Below are 18,316 nucleotides of genomic sequence, written 5' to 3'. Positions count from 1 at the left end.
ATTACAACTCACCCTTAAACGCCTGATCTAACAAACTACTTTTTAAGGCCTTTAAATGATTTAGTTTTTGGGTTTGGGTTTCTACTAATAATTTAATAGTTCTGTTTTTATTTTCAATATTATCTGAAATTTTCTCTTGATCATTTTTATCTATTAAGGGAATATCGAAGTCTCTAATAATATCTGTTTTTATGTTTTGAAAAGTAGCACCTTTTGCTAATTGACTATACTCTATTTTTTTTAATATTAAATAGTGATATAAAAACCTTTTACTCCATACATTTTCATCAATATTAATAATTGCTGCAAAACCATCATGTATACAGGCATCAACATTTAAAATTGATGGTGTTCCAGGGTTACCTGAAACTTGAATAGTTAGAGTTCCCTTTGGACAAGGTCTACTCTTTAATTTTCCTTCTTCTGTTAAAAAATCAATTCTCGGTGTAACATACATTCCGTCACGAGTAACATCTGCAACCATTAATCTCGGTACTTTGCCACCATAATATCTCGGATCTCCCTTTGGTCTTGGACTGCTTCCTCTAATTACTTTACCAATTTCTGAAGCTTTGACGTATTCTATTTTTTTTCTTTTGTTAAACTCCTCATCCAAAACAGAACCCATCAACGCTTGGGTATGTGCAATATTCTCTTCTAACAACCCAATAGCTTTGTCTATTTTGGCAAACAAACCATCTAATTTGGCAACGATACGTTGTTGTTCTGGTAATGCTGGAAGTGGGATTTTGATTTCCTTTATAGTTCTGAGAACAACTCTTTTAATTGCAGCACCAGTTTTCAAACCAATCGCTTCGTCTTGAATATTAGGACTCAACATTATATATTTAAAAAATGTTGAATCAATTAATTTTCTATCTGGTCGTAATATTGTTAAAGAACTCAAAACAACAAATTCTTTTTCATTTTTTACAAGTGCAACCTTTCCAACAGTTCCATCCTTTGAAAATAGTATATCTCCATATAATGGCTGGCAATTTCCATTTGCTAAAAGATTGAAATCCTTTAGACTTATTTTTTTACAATTAGCGGTGTCAATAGATCCGTCATCACCAATATCTCTTACAGTTACATAAGGAAATCCTTCATCTAATGTCTTAGGTGATTTATGAGCACCATCAGTTACTAGTAAACAACAATCTTTAATTGGTTTGTAAATTTGTTTACTACCCATCAATCAAGCTTTCAATTTGGTTCATTAAAGTGTTTATTTCGGTATCATTTTGCTTAATAGCCGTTAACAACTCTTTTGGACTTTGATGTATTACCTCTACTACTTTGTGTGGGTTTTTGGCACTTAGGTCGTTGTCTTTTATGTCTTTTATATTAACGGTCCAGTCGTTACAAGACCTCTCGACTGAGCTCGAGGTGACAGCGTCTTTTAATTTTGTATTGGTGTGGTTACGCTCTTTAGGGTTGTGAAATAAGTGCACAAACTCTGCAATATGCTCGTAAGTGATGGGTTTGTTTTTGGTTAACTTGTAAGGTGGTGTGACATCGTAATACCAAATATTATTGGTCGCTCCTTTTCTATCAAAATATAAAATATTGGTTTTTACACCACTGTAGGGCAAAAACACACCAGATGGTAAACTGACGATGGTATGAACATTATAGTTTTCTAGTAAGGTTTGTTTTACTTTGGTAAAAGCGTTATTGGTTTGAAATAACACGCCTTCTGGCACGACGATGGCTGCACGACCTTCTAATTTTAACATTTTCATAAAATGCTGCATAAACAGGATCTCAGTGGCATTACTTTCTACAGGAAAATTTTGTTGGATTTGCTTTTTCTCTTTACCTCCAAATGGTGGGTTTGCCAAAATAACATCGTGTCTGTCTTTTTCTTGAAAATCACGTATGTTTTGGGTTAGCGTATTGCCTTTATAAACGTTTGGGCTTTCAATACCATGCAGTATCATGTTCATCATACCCATTACGTAACCCAAACTGGTTTTTTCTTGTCCAAAAAAGGTGTCGTTTTGTATGGTTTCCCAATCTTTAGCTGAGAGTTTTTCTTTTTTATCACCAGCAGTTAAAAAATCAAAAGCTTCTACTAAAAAGCCACCAGAACCCACTGCACCATCGTAAATGGTATCACCTACTTTAATATCTGTAGTTTCTACCATGGCTTTAATAATGGCTCTTGGTGTGTAAAACTCGCCTGAGTTTCCTCCATCGCTACCCATACTTTTTAGCAGGTTTTCGTATACTTGAGACAACTCAAATAGCTCGTCACTGCTTTGGAAATCTAAACTATCAATGATGTCTAAAACTTCACGTAGTGTATGTCCGCTTGCAATACGGTTGTCTAAATACTCAAAAATGGCACCTATTTTATAGGTTAAGGATTTTGGATCGTTAGTAGTGTTTTTAAACACTTGTAAATACGGAAACAAGGTTTTGTTGACAAAGTCTATGAGATCGTCTCCCGTTAAAGCACGTTTTACATCGAGTTTACCTGTATCATCTTTTGGACAAGCCCATTGGTGCCAGCGTAAATCTTTACGTAGTACATAATTGTAGTCTGTACCTTCTAAAAAGGCTTCGTCTGATTTATTGTCTTCGTAATCATTTAAAAATTTAAGAAACAGAATCCATGAGATTTGCTCAGTGTAGTGCATGGCACCAGAGATACCATCGTCGCGACGTAAGATGTCCGTAATTCTGTCTATGTTGTTTTGTATGCTCATTTATCTTTCCAGATTTAATATCTGATTTTCCTTTATTTCAATTTGACTGTTTAGGCTTTCTAATTGTTGTCTTAATGATCTTGATAACTCAACCATTTCAAGTAATTCATGTCTTTTAACTTTTATGTGTTGAACCTCATTTTTAAGAATCTTAACTTCATTGTGATCTTGTTCTTCTTTTAACTCCTTCATTTCTTTTAATAATAATGTCATCTCTCGTTTCCCTTCTTTATCAATTCTCCCCTTATTTAAAAGGTTTTCCAATTCTTTATATCTAAACATTTTATTGTTAGATAGTTCTCTTGACTCTTTTAATTTTTTTTCTAAATCTTCCATTATCCTGCTTTATATATATTTTCTTGTAATTCGTAATAGGCTTTAAGTAAAGTTTTCATATCTCCAAATGCAGTTTTAGCGTCTTTAGGTGTGCCTAATTTTAATTTAACTAAATCGCCTAATTTATCACGTTGTAATTCTTGAATACCATAGTCTTGGTAATGTTTTAAGATGAACTCCAGAAACTCACGAGCTTCTAGATTTTTATAGACTTCAAAAAACTCGGGTTCATCTTTTACAAATTTTACACGTTGTTTGCGTGTCATTAAATTAGAATTGAAAGATATATGTGATAGCACATCAAAAATATCGCATTCTGGTGTAGCAATCATGTTTCTGAGGTCATTTAATTGTTCGTTATCAAAACCTAATTGCCCCAATTGTTTTAATAAATCTGCTCTAGTATCTGGATTAGACCATATTTTGCGCAAATGCGTTTCATCTTTATAAATAGCAGGTAACTCACCTATCAATTTTTCTAAAAACTCACGAGATGTTAGTGGTTTTCCGTTTTCATCAATATAACGTGTATCTATATCTGTTACTTTTAATTGACGACCATTACTCAACGAAATGATTAATTTTTCTTTGTGCTCATAGGGTTCACCTGATTCTTTAACGGGTCTTGGTGGTTTTGGTGTTGGTTCTCCTAATGTTCCTTCTCCTTCTAGTTCTTCTGGTTCACCATCCCATTCTGCATCATAAAATAAATTGGTAGCACCAACAAAATCGATGATGGTAAAAAAGTCTTTGCCATCAAACACACGTGTACCACGACCAATAATTTGTTTAAACTCTACCATAGAGCCAATTGGTGCTGTTAATACAATATTGCGTACGTTTCTGGCATCTACTCCTGTGGTTAGCATCTTAGAAGAGGTTAATATTACAGGAATGTCTTTATCGTTATCTTGAAAAGTTTCTAGTAATTCCCTACCATGTTTTCCTTCGTCACTGGTAACACGTACACAGTAATTACTATCGGAAACGGTTTTGTATTTATTAATATAATCTCTTAAATCTAAAGCATGATCTTGGTTACTACAGAACACAATAGTTTTATCCATTTTGCCAATTTGTTTTAAAATGGTTTGTGCAACTAATTCAATCCGTTGTTTTACAGTTATGCTCTTATTAAAATCTTTAAGTTCGTAACGATCTTTAGTGACTTCTCCTTGAATGATTTTGCTATCGTTAGTGTGAATATACTCGTCAATATTAGTAGTCACACGCTTAACTTTGTAAGGTGTTAAAAATCCATCTTGAATGCCTTCTTTTAACGAATACTCATAAATAGGTTTTCCGAAATATTTATAAGTATCTACGTTATCCTCTCGTTTTGGCGTTGCTGTTAATCCTAAATGAATGGCTGGTTTAAAATGATCTAAAATGGCGCGCCAAGAACCTTCTTCATTGGCACTTCCACGGTGACATTCATCTATAACTATTAAGTCGAAAAAATCTGATGGGTATTCTTTATAATAACCACCAATGTCTTCGCGTTCTGCAATAGCTTGATAAATGGCGAAAAAGATATAGGCATTTGTTGGCACAACCCCATTGCGTTTACGCACTTCTTCTCCATCAATTTTAATGACATCTTTTTCGTAAGGATTAAATGTATTAATGGCTTGGTCTGCTAAAACATTCCTGTCAGCTAGAAATAAAATTCTTGGCCTTCTGTCGTTTCCATCTAAATTCCATTTGGCTTGCAATAACTTATGTACAATTTGAAATGAAATAAAGGTTTTTCCTGTGCCTGTTGCTAAGGTTAGTAAGATACGATCTTGACCATCAGCAATACTTTCCATGACTTTACTAACCGCAATTTCTTGATAATAACGTGCACCAAAATTACCAGTTAGTAAAAAAGGAATGTTATGAAGTTGTTCTTTTAAAGCATTCTTAGCCCCAAAAAGTCTGTCATATAAATCTTTAGGTGTAGGGAAATTATCGACGTAGTCTCCTTTACCTATTCGTCTATCAAACTCATAGATTTGTTTACCATTTGTAGCGTAAACGAAATTGATTTTTAGTTTTTCTGCGTATTCTAAAGCTTGCTGTAATCCTTTTGTTGGATGGTCATCTAATTTCTTAGCTTCAACTATTGCTAAATTGGTATTATTGTATTTTAATAGGTAATCTAAGAATAAACGTTTTCCACGTTTATTTCCTAATAACTTTCTACCATCAGTAAAATAGTATTCTCTTATAACATAGATCGACTCCCATTGACTATCAACTAGTTTTGGGTCAATAAAGTTTGCTCTAGTATCTGATTCTGATATATTTCTAGTCATTAAATAATAAGATGAATTAAATCAATTTTCATTGATAGCTATTTAATTCTTATAGGAGTCCTTAAAAATATAAATCTTTTCTCGCAATACAGTCTTTTCTAGGAAAATTATTAAGAACTATAGTAATACACGACCTAAGTTAGTAACTATAAGTTTTAAAGGGTGACTTCTTAGTTTTTTTATCTCAAAAAGAATAAAGCTTTTATATCCACTTTTTAACATATCCTATTTCAAAAAAATTAATGTAATTTAGCGTAAGAAAATATAGTATAGCGTTAGCTATTTAATCTTGTTCGAGAAAACTGGTAATTTTTGAATGTGTACGAGATGAATAGACAATACGCTTGCGCTACGGCGTGGGCTTAGTTTATTTGTACACAGGTATACCAGTACCGCTCGGACAGTAAGCTACAGTTCCACGCTTTTTTGTTTGTATAAACGTCACTTTGGAACTGGGTGAGTAAAAACTTTTATTTATGAAAACTCACCCATTAAAAGCTTTATTTGTTTTATTTTTTATCATTATTACTTGCAATGTTTTTGGTCAAAAAACACTTTCAAAAAAGCCAAGTGTTCAATCTTCTAAAATTTCAAATTCAAAAAGCACTAATTCAAAATTTTCAGGTACTACAGCTCTATTTCTTAATGAAAAAAATACTGCTTCGAAAACAAGTCAGATAACAAAAAACGGTGTAGATTATATTAACACTGCTATACTACTTAATGAAGGGTGCTCTATTGATGATATTAGTAACTTACCAATTTTAACAAATACTGGCAATAAAAATTTAATAACTGCATTAATTCCTGTAAATAGTTTCGAACTAGTATCGGATAACGATTGTATCAAATATTTGGATATTGGTGTTCCTTTTAAGACCTTACTGGACGAAGCAAGATACTATACTAATACTGATGAAGTACATCAAGGTTTAGGGCTCAACTCTAGATATGATGGCTCTGGAGTTATTGTTGGAATCATTGACGGTGGCTTTGATTTTACTCATCCAACATTTAAAGATTCCAATGGAGATTTAAGAATAAGTAAAGTTTGGATTCAAGGTGATGATAGCGGAACTAATCCTAATGGCTACAATTATGGGACAGAATATGCTGGAGAAACTCAAATCTTAACAAAACAAACGGATACAAATACAGGTTCTCATGGAACTCATGTTACTGGTATTGCTGCTGGTATTGGAACGGGCGGCTCTGGCGATGAGTTCAAAGGAATAGCTTATAACAGTGAAATTGTTTTAGTATCATATACTATACCCTTTGAACAAAGTATTTCTAATAGAAGTACTAACCTTATTGATGCATTAAACTATCTTGTAAACTATTCAAAGTCAGTTAATAAACCTTTAGTTATCAATATGAGTTTGGGAAGTCATTATGGATCTCATGATGGTACTTCCTTATTAGATCAAGAAATTGATAGTTTAGTTGATGATGGTATTATCATCGTTGGGTCAGCTGGTAATGAAGGTAGTAAAAAATTGCATATGACTTCCTCTTTCAATACCGAAGAAACCAAATACTATTTTATCGAAAACAATCAAAATCTAGCTGCTATTGTTGATATATGGGGAGCTACAAATACAAATTTTGATGTTAGTTTTAGTATCTATAATACAATAAATGATGAGTGGATTGATGTTCACTCTAACTTTTACAATACTAATAACAGCTCCAATAACCAATTGGAACTTAACGACGCTATAGATAATGACAAATGGACAATAGATTATATAATACCTACACTAGAACCAAATCTAAGACCAAGAGCTATAGTTATTATAAACTATTCCAATGATTTATCTTTAAACGATGGAGATATTTTCGTTTTAGAGATAAAAGCACAAAATACAAACGTTCATGCCTGGGTTACTACCGATGGTTCTACATTTGAGAATTATGGTTACTCAACCGTTGAAGACGGAGATACAAATATTACCATTGGCGAAATTGGAGGAACAGCAAATAATATCATAACAGTTGGCGCTTATACTACTAAAAACAACTACACTGATTTTCAAGGAAATAATCACAATATTCCATTTTTAGGTCTGGTTGGAGACATTGCTTCCTTTTCAAGTAAAGGACCTACAGTTGATGGACGCATAAAACCAGACATCACTGCTCCTGGAAATGTTGTGGTATCCTCTGTAAACTCATTTGACAATGATTTTACCAGTACCAGTGCAGAAGTAGTTGCGAGAATGACAGACGGTTTCAAAGATTGGTGGTTTGCTACTTCTCAAGGTACATCTATGTCCGCACCTGTAGTAACTGGAATAATAGCACTATGGTTAGAAGCTAGGCCCGATCTTGATGTTAACGATATAAAAGCCATTTTTGACAATACAGCCATACAAGATTCCTTCACTGGAACTATAAATAACAATACTTGGGGGCGAGGAAAAATTGACGCTTGGTTGTCTATGTTTTTAATTGAACAGTCATTGACAATTAGTGATAAAAAACCAACAAAAGAATTAAAAGTTTACCCCAATCCAACTAACGGTTTTATCACTATTAAAACCACTCATGACTATTCAAGTTTTGAGCTCTTTAACGTGCTTGGAAAAAAGATTAAAGAGCTCATTGTAACTCCAGTAAACAAGGGGTATTCAATAAATTTAACGAATATAGAACCTGATATTTATTTTCTTTCGTTTACTGGCACCAAAAAACAAAATACTTTTAAGGTGGTTAAAACAAATTTTACTGATTAGTTTGCTCAAAGATTAAATTGATTAAACGGGGCGGTAAAATCATTGAATTAATTGTTCTTAATTTTGACATTGTAGAACCGAAAACCTCTTTTTTAAGTAGATTCAAAAATTTATTCTAAAAAATAATTTTTGTTTTTATTAATAATTCGAGTTTGACTTTTTAATGATTGGTTACCCTTTTTGTTACCCTAGAATAACTAAAAAAAGCAAACCCTTGATATCATTGGCGAAATTGTTATAGGTTCTGGAGTTGGGGACTAGGTTCTGGAGGAGGGAACCTCCTAGTTATTTGGTGTTTTTAGGAAATGAAAATGGTAGATTTTAATCATTCCCTAAGAGTATTCTTTGTAAATAATAAAACCATAACTTATTGTTTTGTGTGTAGATACTATTATCTAATTTTAGCTAGAAAGTGTTTCATTTAATATTAACAATTATTTTTTTATAGTTCTATTTTGTGAAAATTTTTATTTGTTGGCATAAACTTAAAGTTGAAACTAGGATATTCTGCTTTATAACCTTTTACTTTCTTTTCAACCTTTTCCATATGCTCTTTTTGGTGATCTGTAAGTTGATCTTTTGGATTAGCACTAAACCAAAAAGTAAAGGCATCATTCACTTCGGAATTTTTACTTTTCTCTGATACAGAACCTCTTCTAGAGTTCATAATAACCTCAAGTACTTTTTCTTCAGGATTGGTATGCGTACCATTTCCGCAGAACACATAATGGTCTGCCGTTATTTTTCTGCAGAAATCCTCATCTATATTAGCTGCTGCACCATGATGCTGAATTTTGAGTACGCTAACATGAAGACATCCATCACTATTTAGTTTCTTGTTCTTTTTAAGCCCTTTTATAATATCATTTGAATGACCATCTCCAGTCATAAGGATAGTTTTACCATTAGCTTCGGCTAGGAACATTATTGATGCCAAGTTAGGAATACTCACATCTTTGCGAACACCTAATTCGGTAATAGAACCACTATTGATTAAGAATTTCGAAATTTGGGCATTACTTAATGGTTGATTTAGAGCTGTTATGCTTAAATCAACATAAAACTCTTGTAATTCCTGACGGTGTTCTTCTTCCCATTTTATCCACTTTTCTTTGAGATCTGTTAGATCTGTTTGAAACGGCCCAATTACAGAAAGGTTTATATCTCCAATTTTGTGTTCGTTTTTAGATATGGTACTTTGATTACATTTTACCAAATTGCCATTATACTCTGGATTTAAATCTATGTTTAATTGCTCTGGTCTGATACGCTGTGAAAGCGTGATCCCTTTTTTAATACTGGTGGCTTTATGATTGACTTTATCTAGTAATACATCATTTAAATGTTCTGCAGTCATTTGCTCTATACTTTGCAAAGCGTTGGCCACTTGCGGGAGTGCATCACCCAAATCGTATGTTTCAGCAAACGAATTATGCCATATTGATTTTATTAATGGTGGCTCTGCATCTTTTGGTTTTCTCACATTTGCTGTAGAATTGGGATTGCTTTTGTGATGATTGAAAACCCTCCACTTTGCTTGGAGTTCCATTAAAGCAATTACACCTACAATATGATCATCGTCTATATGTGATACACATAATAAATCAATATCTTCATTCTTACCTTTTATTTCTTTGTTAAGATAAGGGGCCACAGCTTTTTTGAAGCTTCCTTTCATACCGCCATCTACGAGTATATGATTGTTTTTTCCAGAGCCATTAGCGTGTGAGATTAAGAGTGAATCTCCTTTGGAAGATCTAAATATGATGAGTTTCATTTTATTATAATTTAAGTTAATGCGTTACGCGGTTATATCCTTAAAATCAAGAAATCTTTGTGCCTCTTCTAGACAAGCATTGATGTTAATGAGACCAAAGCCAGTATCATTTTTCCAGTCATAATTCTCATTTGTAATTGGTGTTGACGTACGTTTCATGATACCCGCAATTTGTACAGATGTTAGTTTTTCATGTTTAGCCAGCAGCAACCCAGCAACTCCACAGGCATATGGACTTGCCATACTTGTGCCAGTCTTAGCAGTCCAAAGCTGATTTTGACCACTAAAACCATTGGCCGCTACTATATTAGTTCCCGGGGCTACGATTTCTGGTTTTTTTCTGTTATCTCTTGAAGGCCCTTGACTGCTGGTGATATTTATTTTATCATTTTCGGTGTCAAAATTCCCAACAGCTATTACGTTATGTCCACAAGCTAAAGAGTTTATAGATTTATTATCCACATTAGTTGTTTCACTAAAGAAGGATGGGAAATTCCAGAAGTTTTGAACTCTTCGAACCGGATCATCCCTTTCAATCCAAGCATCAAAATTACCATCACGAATTTCATCACCAATAATTCTAACTTTCCAAAGACCCGATTTAACACCAACAATTTGACTAGTATTTAAATTAGGGCTTAAGTAAATACCTATGTAGTTATTGCCATTTGCTTCGTGGTAAATCTTATTATACACACTTATAAATGAAAAATCATCCAATTGCTGATTTTCTATAAACTCCTGTGGTTTAATAGGACCGATCCAATCAGATCCAGGTGGTTTTATCATAACCGAAAAGCGATCTTGGGGTTCGTACCAGATTTCGAGTTCGTTTTCAGAAACATCAACAAATCCGTTACCTATAACATGCCATTCGAGGTCTACCGAAAGCCCTTTGTTTTCGATCTTCCCTGATGTATGAATACGCCCCATAATATATCCAAAATCATCCGGTGTTTCTCCTTTTTCTTGACCTGCATTGCCCGTAGCTACACAAACGCATCTACCATCGAGTGTTAATTGGCTATCTATCCACCTATTAACAGCAGCACTTCCGTCATGTGCATGACCATTAGTGCCTAGACTAATATTAATAGAAATTGGTTTTCCTTCTTTTTTTGCTAGTTCCAACAGGAAATCTACAGCATCTGAAATTCTTGAAGAATCAGTAAATGATTTTGTTCTATGATTATCTTCCTGTGGTAGAGATATCAATACCCCTGCAATATCCGCTTTAGAACAAACCCCAGTATTTCCAGCTGCAATACTTGCCATGTGTGTGGCATGTGACGATGGAAATTGCTGTGATTGTGGCTCGATATCATGTATCGGTGCTCCTATATTGGGTGACGCTTGAATAGCATCGTTCATATTCTTTTGTGTAAGCAAGCTACCATAATCGAAATCCTTAAACTCTTTGTGGTGACCCCAAACCCTATTTGGTTCTGGTCTATGATCGCCCCCTTGATCCCATATTGCCAAAAATCTTGTATCTCCATTTGATTTTAGAAAATCTGGATGTGCAAAGTCTAAGCCACCTACATCTATAATTCCGATAATTACATTAGCACTATTTACATTTGGTATATTATTATCCAGTTCTAAACCTTTTGGTTTTGGGCTACTGGCTACTGCAAGATTAATTAATGGCGGTGTTAATACGGATTGCGTTCCTTCAATCCCTACAATGTTAGGACTTGAAGAAATTAATTGAAGATCATCAAGAATGACATTAGCTTTTACAATTTTACCGCAATGTCTGATATTTTTAATACGATTGATTACACTAGAATCAATTGAATTCTTTAAATCTTTAACCACATCAGCCCAGGAACTAGTTGCTCTTAATTCAATATAAACATTGGCTTCTACCCGTGTGGGTGGGTCTTCTGCAAGACTTCCTTTTTTTAGAGTCAATTTCTTTACTTTACCTTTTGGTTTTTCGTGCTTCTCTTGGGCAAAATCTAGGTCTGAAGCCAAAGATATTTTTTGCGCTACCAAATTGGTAATATTAGAAAATGTAGACGAATCTATAACCGTCTCACTTGTTGCAATACACTGATTTGTGATGGATCGAATGGCATTTACTTCATTGCCACCATTGGCAATCATACGAAGTTTACCATAAACCTTTGAATAATTCCCTAGTTCCTCTTTGGACTTAATAGTATTTGACATTTGTTTAAGGTATTTCAGTTAGTACTATTTAACTAATAAATTTATTTTACACATACATTTTCTCCATTACTCCTGCCTTTTTACAAAAAATATTAATTATTGAGCACAATTTCTTGTACGATACTGCTCAGAGATTCTGTTTGCTCAACTAAAGCCAATATCTCTTCATTATTATCAGAACTTTTATATACAGCAAGCTTTGGCTTAAGTTTTCTTAAAATTTGTGTTGCTTTGCTATTATTATTTACTAGATTATCATAATTCTTAATATACTACGATTATTAAAATTCTAACCACCTAACCCTAATGTTTACTACTTTTTTAAATCGGGTAAATATGAGAATAGACATCGATAAAAATTTAAAGGGTCTTTGGTTATTTGGTTAATATTTATGAAACAAAACTTTACTAATTGTATAGGCTTAAAAGAGCTATTTCACATATAATATTTGTGACTTGTAAATCTTAAATCATATTAACGTTTATTTATCCTTAAAAGTAAAAATATAGGTAGGTTTATTTATAGATTTATAACAATTTTTAGAAGCACTTTCTAAATTATCATTTATGATATAAAGTGTATTATTAAAATGTGCCATACCTTCTATATTAGCATTATTAATTTTGTTGTTATCAATTTGAAAATGCTTTATTTTACTCATATCTATTTTTGAATTACTGAACATACTAGTGCTTTCAAAATCTATTTTATCAATAAAATATTCCCCTTTATTTGAACGCTTAATAAATTTACTTCTTATTAAAAAAATGGAGTTGTAATCTTCACTCAAAGCTATTGAAGAATACCTAAAATCATGTTCAAGAGAGATTTCTAACTCATCTAAATAGGTGAGCACAAATTCATTGTTTTTTCTACCAATACGATAAGCTAAAAGGCGCGATATAGATGTTTCTTGTTTCTTATCTCTTTCTTGAATAACATATAAAATACTAAGCTCACTATTTATATCTATCCCTTCTAAACCTGTATACAATCTATAGCTTGAGTTGTTTTTTGGTAACTTTATCTTATTAGGTTTAATTGCCACTGGTTTTAACGTTTCTAAATCAAATGATTTAATACTATTTCCATCTTCATTAATGTAAAACACATAATGATCAAATAACGCTAAACCCTCTACATCTGAGCCGCCCAAAAAGGGTAAATGTACTTTCATACTAGGTATATTTTCTCTGGAATCATTGAGACTATCAATATTAAACTGATATAGATATTCACAACTTTCAGACAGGACGAACATAGTATTGCCAATAATATCCATACTTGAAATTTCCACTTGATACTTAAATTCAGAATGAAGATTATACGTTTTTGATGGCACTTTTTTCTGTGCATGAGCTACTAAGCTTAAAAATATAGTTGCAACTAGTATAGTTCTGTTCATATTCATTTTTTTATTATTCCTTCTTTGTAAATCTGTTGTTATACACTCTCTCAAGTGTGTCTTTTGCATATACTGCACCCAATAAGCACCAAGCCCATAGAATGAAATAGTCAATAGTATCAGCAAAATCTAGAACTTGACTATCTGTAAGTTTAAGAGCTAAAATAGAAATAGAAGAGGCTATGACTCCAAAAACTATACTTGTATTTACTCTTTTGCTTGGATCAGGAATTTCATCAAGAACACTTTTTATTTCCTTGGCTAAACTTTCTGTGTTTTCATTGAGCTCTGAAGCCTGAAGCGTTAACATTTTAATTCTAACTTCTTTAGCCTCACTATCCACTCCTTTAATTTCCTCTAAAATTGCTTTCATTTTCTTTTCAAGTTCAGCAATATTATTTTGTAAAGGTGCCAATAAAGAATAATTTGTTCGGGCCCAACCTCCTATTATTCCAGCAGAAAGAATAATGAGGATAATTAACCAAATATTGGGTTTGTCTTTAATTTTAAAGGACTCATATTTAAAAACAATTTCATTTTTTGAATCTTTAAAACTTTTCAAATTACTAGAATTTAAATCAATAATTTCTTCATTCTTAGACTCAAGTAATGCTTTGATCTCTTCTTTTTTATCCTCAAGATCAAGCTCATCAATAATTTTGTTAATCTTCTCAGTATTGGTTTTATTAAGAAGCTTTAAGTCTTTAATATGTTTCTTGAATTCTAGTTTTTTTTCTTTTAAACTCAACCCTTCAATTGATGATGATATCTGTTTATCATTCGTTTCTATCTTAGTCTCTAAGATATTTATTAAACTGTCTATGTGTTTAGAATCTTTATTTTCAATTAAAACTTTTCTAGCATCTATTAATGTTCCAACTTCAGTTTCATCATTAAACATTGTTCTATCAACAAATGATAATATAGCTAAGGCAATAATTAACAATACAGTGAATATCTTTATGATGTTTTTCATAATTTCTCAATCAATTTAATTAGTTTATAAGTCTTAATAACAATGCTATTAACAGCTGTAGCTCTAGAATAACACCTCAAAAACAAATACTAGAGGGGCTTATTAAAAATGAATTAGTCAATTAAAGTTGAATGCTACTATCTATTTACACACCAGCATTTTAATGTACCATTGGGTTTATACTTACACTTTAATTTTTTTCCCTCTTCTGCACAATCTTCCTCGGTTACGTTTGCTATTGAGACATCACTATTAGATGTAATATCTACACCAGTAACTTTGGCATTATCTAATCCATATTCAGATAAAAGTGTTTCAATCTTTTCAAATAACTCGGTAGGAACGTTTTTTAAGTTTGCTTTTAAATTGCTCATATCATTTTAATTTTGTGAATATATAGTTAATGTATCTGACTTTATTTCATTCATTTCATCAATAGAGGTACCTATAACAAATAACTTACCTACATAATCATCATTACCCAAAGTAAACTTGTTTGTTATTTTGCCTTCAGAATCCGTTTTGTTTTGATAATTATTAAATACCCCTCTAACTTCACCTAAAGTATCTTTAACAACAGTTTCTGCTTTAGAATTAAGACTCACTGTACCTGAATCTCTTAGTAGTTTGGTAAAAATATCTATTTCATTAAACAAATTTGCTTGCACTTTTAAAGTAGAGCTAGATACATTTATGGTTTCAAAATACGCTTTTGAAAAATTTATATTTACCTCTTTTGTTATAAGAATTTCATTAACAGAAATAGTTGCTTTTACTCTTAAGCTCCCTTCCTTATTATGCTTTATTTCAATGCTAGCTTGCCTACTTAATATTCCATTTTCTTGAACTAATTGTATGTCTTGTGCAGAATTTTCGGGAGTATTCTTGAAAACTTGAAAGTCTACTTTTCCATCTTGCTCTGTTGTAAAATCGTCTGGAAAACTAGCAATCACTCTAATATCTTCTACTCCATTTGCTAAGGCATTATCATTTTCTATTGATAATTGCATTATATCATCTAGATTTACTTCAGAAAAATGCACATACACTTCTTTTGATATGAGAATATCATTTACAGAAATAGTTGCTTTTACTCTTAAAGAATCTGCTTCATTATGCTTTATTAAAAGACTAGCTTGCCTGCGTTGTACTCCATTTTCTTGAACTAACTCTATATCTTGTTCAATTGTTTCGCTGGGGTTCTTAAAAACCTCAAACTTGACTTTTCCATCTTCTTCTGTTGTAAAATCATCAGGAAAAGCTGCAATAACCTTAACCTCTTCAATACCATTGGCTAATGCATTATCGTTTTCAATTGATAATTGCATTATATCATCTAGATTTACTTCTGAAAAATGCACATATACGTCTTTTGATATGAGAATATCATTTACAGAAATAGTTGCTTTTACTCTTAAAGAATCTGCTTCATTATGTGTTATTAAAATACTAGCTTGTCTACGTTGCACACTATTTTCTTGAACCAATTCTATATCTTGTTTAATTGTTTCAATGCTTTTCTTAAAAACCTCAAATTCTACTTTTTTATCATCTTCTGTAGTAAAATCATTAGGAAACTCTGCCACGACCCTAACTTCTTCAATACCATTAGCTAATGCTCCATCATTTTCAATTGATAATGATAATATTTTATCTAAATTTTCAGGACTGAATTCGTTCTCATTATTACAAGAAAACAATACAATGAAAAGTACAAGTGATATATATTTCATACTTATATTTATTATGGTTGTATTTTTAAATTAGGAAAAACTGTCTTAAGCCATTTTTTTATTTCTAAATCAATAGACAAACCAATGTAAGGTTGAACGGCTATAGATTTACTACCATTTATAGCATCAATTTTATTATACAATAACCCACCAAAATTAATTCTGGTGCCTTGAGTTATTACTTTATAGCTACCTCCTAGTAACAGCGAATAATTACCAAAAAAATTGTCTCTTACATTAGTTTCAGCTATTGACCCAACTGTTACACCAGTATGAATTGACAAACGCTGCCATAAACTTAGTCTAGAGATTCTTAGGGGGACATCTTTATTGGACGGTGAAAGTGAAACGTTAACCCCTAAAAATAAATTCCCGCCTTTGGGTGTATTTTCACTGTCACTCAAATAACCTATATATCCAAAATCTGGCACTAATGATAACTTATAAGCTGTTTTAAAGGTTTTAGGATAGGTAGAAGGTATTGGTTTAGTTTTTTTCTCAATAATTTCTTCGAAAGGATGTAAATAACTTGGAATAAAAAAGTCACTATCATTAAACAATTCCCTCTCTGTTTTAATAGACTTTTCTATAAAGCTTTTCAAGGTACCTTTTTCAATACTTTGGTCATCAAAAGGCCTTGAAAGATACTTTTTATAAAAATTATAAATATTAATATAATCTAGAAAATCCCCCATGATACTGGAAAATTTGATATCATCATCTTCTCCACTAAAACATGTAGTATTACCTTGTACCCATTTAGAAAACTCAACTAGACTGTCATTACAGTATTTATCTTGATTTTCGCTAAAATTTAAAAGCTTAAAAGCTTTTTTTGCTTCTTTATCAAGCTTAGAAATAATGTCTTCTTTAATTTTTTTTAATTCTATTTTCTTTTTCTTTATTTCTTCTTTATCGGTTGTATCACCTATATACTGTAACTCTGTTATATCATATTGAGTTAATTTTATACTATCTATACTCTTTTTAAAACTTATGAGCTCTTCTTTAGTAGGATCATATGTAATAGGCAAAGGTCTTTTTTGTCCATTATAAATAGTTGTATTTGTATCACTTATCTTGGTTAATAGATTCATCCATTCTTTTTTATCTGTATACCAATTTGTGTTTTTTTGATCGTGCATCATTAAAAATAATGCTATCATACCTCCACTAGAATAATAATATGTTTCTAACAAATAAAATCTATTGGGTTTTAAAGGAGGTATAACAGTTTTATAGGTATTATCTGTTCCTTCTTTTTTTTCCCATGAAACCTTAGCTTCTGGAACAGAATCAAAAAAAAATTTATATAACTCTAAATTTTGTGAATTGTAGAAGCCCTTGGATTTCTTTTTTTGTAAAACTTTTAATTTAACATCAACTACATATTGATACTTATTAGATAGCTCAAATTCTATATTATCAAGTGTCCTCCCAAAATTTGGTTTGACTTCTTCTGATTGAGAAGTGGTTTTAGGGCTTTCAGACTGGGGCTTATCTGCTTGAGAAAAAGTGAGTGTTGAAATAGAAAAGAAAATATAAGATAACAGCAAATAATATGTATTATACTTTCCATAAGGTTTATTTTTTTTTAGTTTTTTCATAGATAATAGTTGATAAATACAGTTCTGGTTTGTGCCGAATTATATTGGTATAAAAATATGTACTAAGTAACTGTCTAAAATACCCGATAATGGGTAATTAATAGAAGTTTAGTATTAAAGGTTTTATAGGGAGGAAAACACAATCATTTATTATAGATTGAAATATAAATATACTAAAAATTTAGAGGAAATTAAACACAAAAATAAATAATTGCAAAAAATGCTAATAATTTATTCTTTACATATCCAAATTCTTCTTTAAGTCGTCGTTATAATGAGTGTCACATCAAAATCGTGAAGAAACTTTTTGAGGTTAAATTTTTATTTGTTGCTACACCATATTTAAGATTCTAGTTCGCAGAAAGCATATACTGTAAAAAAACTAAGTGATTCTCGACAAACTAAAAACAAGGAAAATTTTAAGTTACCTTTTTAGTTACCTCATGTTATGTTAAAAATGCAACCCTTTAATATCACAGGTAAAATTCTTAGAGGTTCCGGATGAGGGAGATAAGTCATATTGATTTAATACCCGATAAAGAAGACAAGGA

12 protein-coding genes are annotated in these 18,316 nt (G+C 31.8%); 1 reads left to right on the top strand and 11 read right to left on the bottom strand.

Annotated elements, in window-relative coordinates:
• Nucleotide 1: 1 nt before the first annotated feature.
• The 4 genes from EM932_RS06895 to hsdR are packed head-to-tail and all read right to left on the bottom strand — an operon-like array spanning nucleotide 2 to nucleotide 5,350.
• Nucleotides 2–1,195, bottom strand: coding sequence for a restriction endonuclease subunit S (locus EM932_RS06895; protein WP_135876448.1), 1,194 nt, complete (start codon nucleotides 1,193–1,195; stop codon nucleotides 2–4).
• Entirely contained in the window at nucleotides 1,188–2,714 is a 1,527-nt protein-coding gene (locus EM932_RS06890) for a class I SAM-dependent DNA methyltransferase (RefSeq protein WP_135876447.1), read from the bottom strand. Before EM932_RS06890 ends, EM932_RS06895 begins: the two co-directional genes overlap by 8 nt.
• Nucleotides 2,715–3,050, bottom strand: coding sequence for a hypothetical protein (locus EM932_RS06885; RefSeq protein ID WP_135876446.1), 336 nt, complete (start codon nucleotides 3,048–3,050; stop codon nucleotides 2,715–2,717). It abuts the gene before it with no gap.
• A complete protein-coding gene (gene hsdR / locus EM932_RS06880) occupies nucleotides 3,050–5,350 on the bottom strand; it encodes an EcoAI/FtnUII family type I restriction enzme subunit R (RefSeq protein ID WP_135876445.1) in 2,301 nt (766 codons plus the stop codon). The genes EM932_RS06885 and hsdR overlap by 1 nt, the downstream gene beginning before the upstream one ends.
• Nucleotides 5,351–5,826: 476 nt before the next feature.
• On the opposite strand from hsdR, the gene EM932_RS06875 reads away from it, so the two are divergent.
• Entirely contained in the window at nucleotides 5,827–8,088 is a 2,262-nt protein-coding gene (locus tag EM932_RS06875) for a S8 family serine peptidase (RefSeq protein ID WP_135876444.1), read from the top strand.
• Between the two features lie 442 nt (nucleotides 8,089–8,530).
• Here the strand turns inward: EM932_RS06875 and EM932_RS06870 are convergent, their stop codons facing one another.
• The 7 genes from EM932_RS06870 to EM932_RS06840 all read right to left on the bottom strand — a co-directional run bounded on the left by EM932_RS06870 (nucleotide 8,531) and on the right by EM932_RS06840 (nucleotide 17,765).
• Nucleotides 8,531–9,865 carry an MBL fold metallo-hydrolase gene (locus EM932_RS06870; RefSeq protein WP_135876443.1) on the bottom strand — a complete coding sequence of 445 codons (1,335 nt, stop codon included), beginning with the start codon at nucleotides 9,863–9,865 and terminating at the stop codon, nucleotides 8,531–8,533.
• 24 nt (nucleotides 9,866–9,889) lie between these two features.
• A complete protein-coding gene (locus tag EM932_RS06865) occupies nucleotides 9,890–12,043 on the bottom strand; it encodes a S8 family serine peptidase (protein ID WP_135876442.1) in 2,154 nt (717 codons plus the stop codon).
• Nucleotides 12,044–12,525: 482 nt separating this feature from the next.
• Complete coding sequence (locus tag EM932_RS06860; protein WP_170179747.1) at nucleotides 12,526–13,449, bottom strand: esterase-like activity of phytase family protein; 924 nt, start codon at nucleotides 13,447–13,449, stop codon at nucleotides 12,526–12,528.
• 13 nt (nucleotides 13,450–13,462) lie between these two features.
• Nucleotides 13,463–14,425 (bottom strand): hypothetical protein, encoded by a 963-nt coding sequence (locus EM932_RS06855; protein WP_135876440.1) that lies wholly within the window; start codon nucleotides 14,423–14,425, stop codon nucleotides 13,463–13,465.
• Nucleotides 14,426–14,562: 137 nt separating this feature from the next.
• Nucleotides 14,563–14,799, bottom strand: coding sequence for a hypothetical protein (locus tag EM932_RS06850; RefSeq protein WP_135876439.1), 237 nt, complete (start codon nucleotides 14,797–14,799; stop codon nucleotides 14,563–14,565).
• 6 nt (nucleotides 14,800–14,805) lie between these two features.
• Nucleotides 14,806–16,158, bottom strand: a complete 1,353-nt coding sequence (locus EM932_RS06845) for a hypothetical protein (RefSeq protein WP_135876438.1) — start codon at nucleotides 16,156–16,158, stop codon at nucleotides 14,806–14,808.
• An 11-nt stretch (nucleotides 16,159–16,169) separates the two neighbouring features.
• Nucleotides 16,170–17,765: a hypothetical protein gene (locus tag EM932_RS06840; protein WP_135876437.1), complete on the bottom strand. Its 1,596-nt coding sequence runs from the start codon at nucleotides 17,763–17,765 to the stop codon at nucleotides 16,170–16,172.
• Nucleotides 17,766–18,316 lie beyond the last annotated feature (551 nt).

This window comes from Flavivirga rizhaonensis, assembly GCF_004791695.1.
In the GTDB taxonomy this organism is placed as follows: Bacteria; Bacteroidota; Bacteroidia; order Flavobacteriales; family Flavobacteriaceae; genus Flavivirga; species Flavivirga rizhaonensis.
The sequence above is the reverse complement of the archived record's forward strand: the minus strand, read 5'-3'. Positions and strand labels throughout refer to the sequence as shown.

Bases quoted from the DNA above. Each gene is read 5' to 3' on its own strand.
- EM932_RS06895 (WP_135876448.1), bottom strand. From the start codon at position 1,195: ATGGGTAGTAAACAAATTTACAAACCAATTAAAGATTGTTGTTTACTA.
- EM932_RS06890 (WP_135876447.1), bottom strand. From the start codon at position 2,714: ATGAGCATACAAAACAACATAGACAGAATTACGGACATCTTACGTCGC.
- EM932_RS06885 (WP_135876446.1), bottom strand. From the start codon at position 3,050: ATGGAAGATTTAGAAAAAAAATTAAAAGAGTCAAGAGAACTATCTAAC.
- hsdR (WP_135876445.1), bottom strand. From the start codon at position 5,350: ATGACTAGAAATATATCAGAATCAGATACTAGAGCAAACTTTATTGAC.
- EM932_RS06875 (WP_135876444.1), top strand. From the start codon at position 5,827: ATGAAAACTCACCCATTAAAAGCTTTATTTGTTTTATTTTTTATCATT.
- EM932_RS06870 (WP_135876443.1), bottom strand. From the start codon at position 9,865: ATGAAACTCATCATATTTAGATCTTCCAAAGGAGATTCACTCTTAATC.
- EM932_RS06865 (WP_135876442.1), bottom strand. From the start codon at position 12,043: ATGTCAAATACTATTAAGTCCAAAGAGGAACTAGGGAATTATTCAAAG.
- EM932_RS06860 (WP_170179747.1), bottom strand. From the start codon at position 13,449: ATGAACAGAACTATACTAGTTGCAACTATATTTTTAAGCTTAGTAGCT.
- EM932_RS06855 (WP_135876440.1), bottom strand. From the start codon at position 14,425: ATGAAAAACATCATAAAGATATTCACTGTATTGTTAATTATTGCCTTA.
- EM932_RS06850 (WP_135876439.1), bottom strand. From the start codon at position 14,799: ATGAGCAATTTAAAAGCAAACTTAAAAAACGTTCCTACCGAGTTATTT.
- EM932_RS06845 (WP_135876438.1), bottom strand. From the start codon at position 16,158: ATGAAATATATATCACTTGTACTTTTCATTGTATTGTTTTCTTGTAAT.
- EM932_RS06840 (WP_135876437.1), bottom strand. From the start codon at position 17,765: ATGAAAAAACTAAAAAAAAATAAACCTTATGGAAAGTATAATACATAT.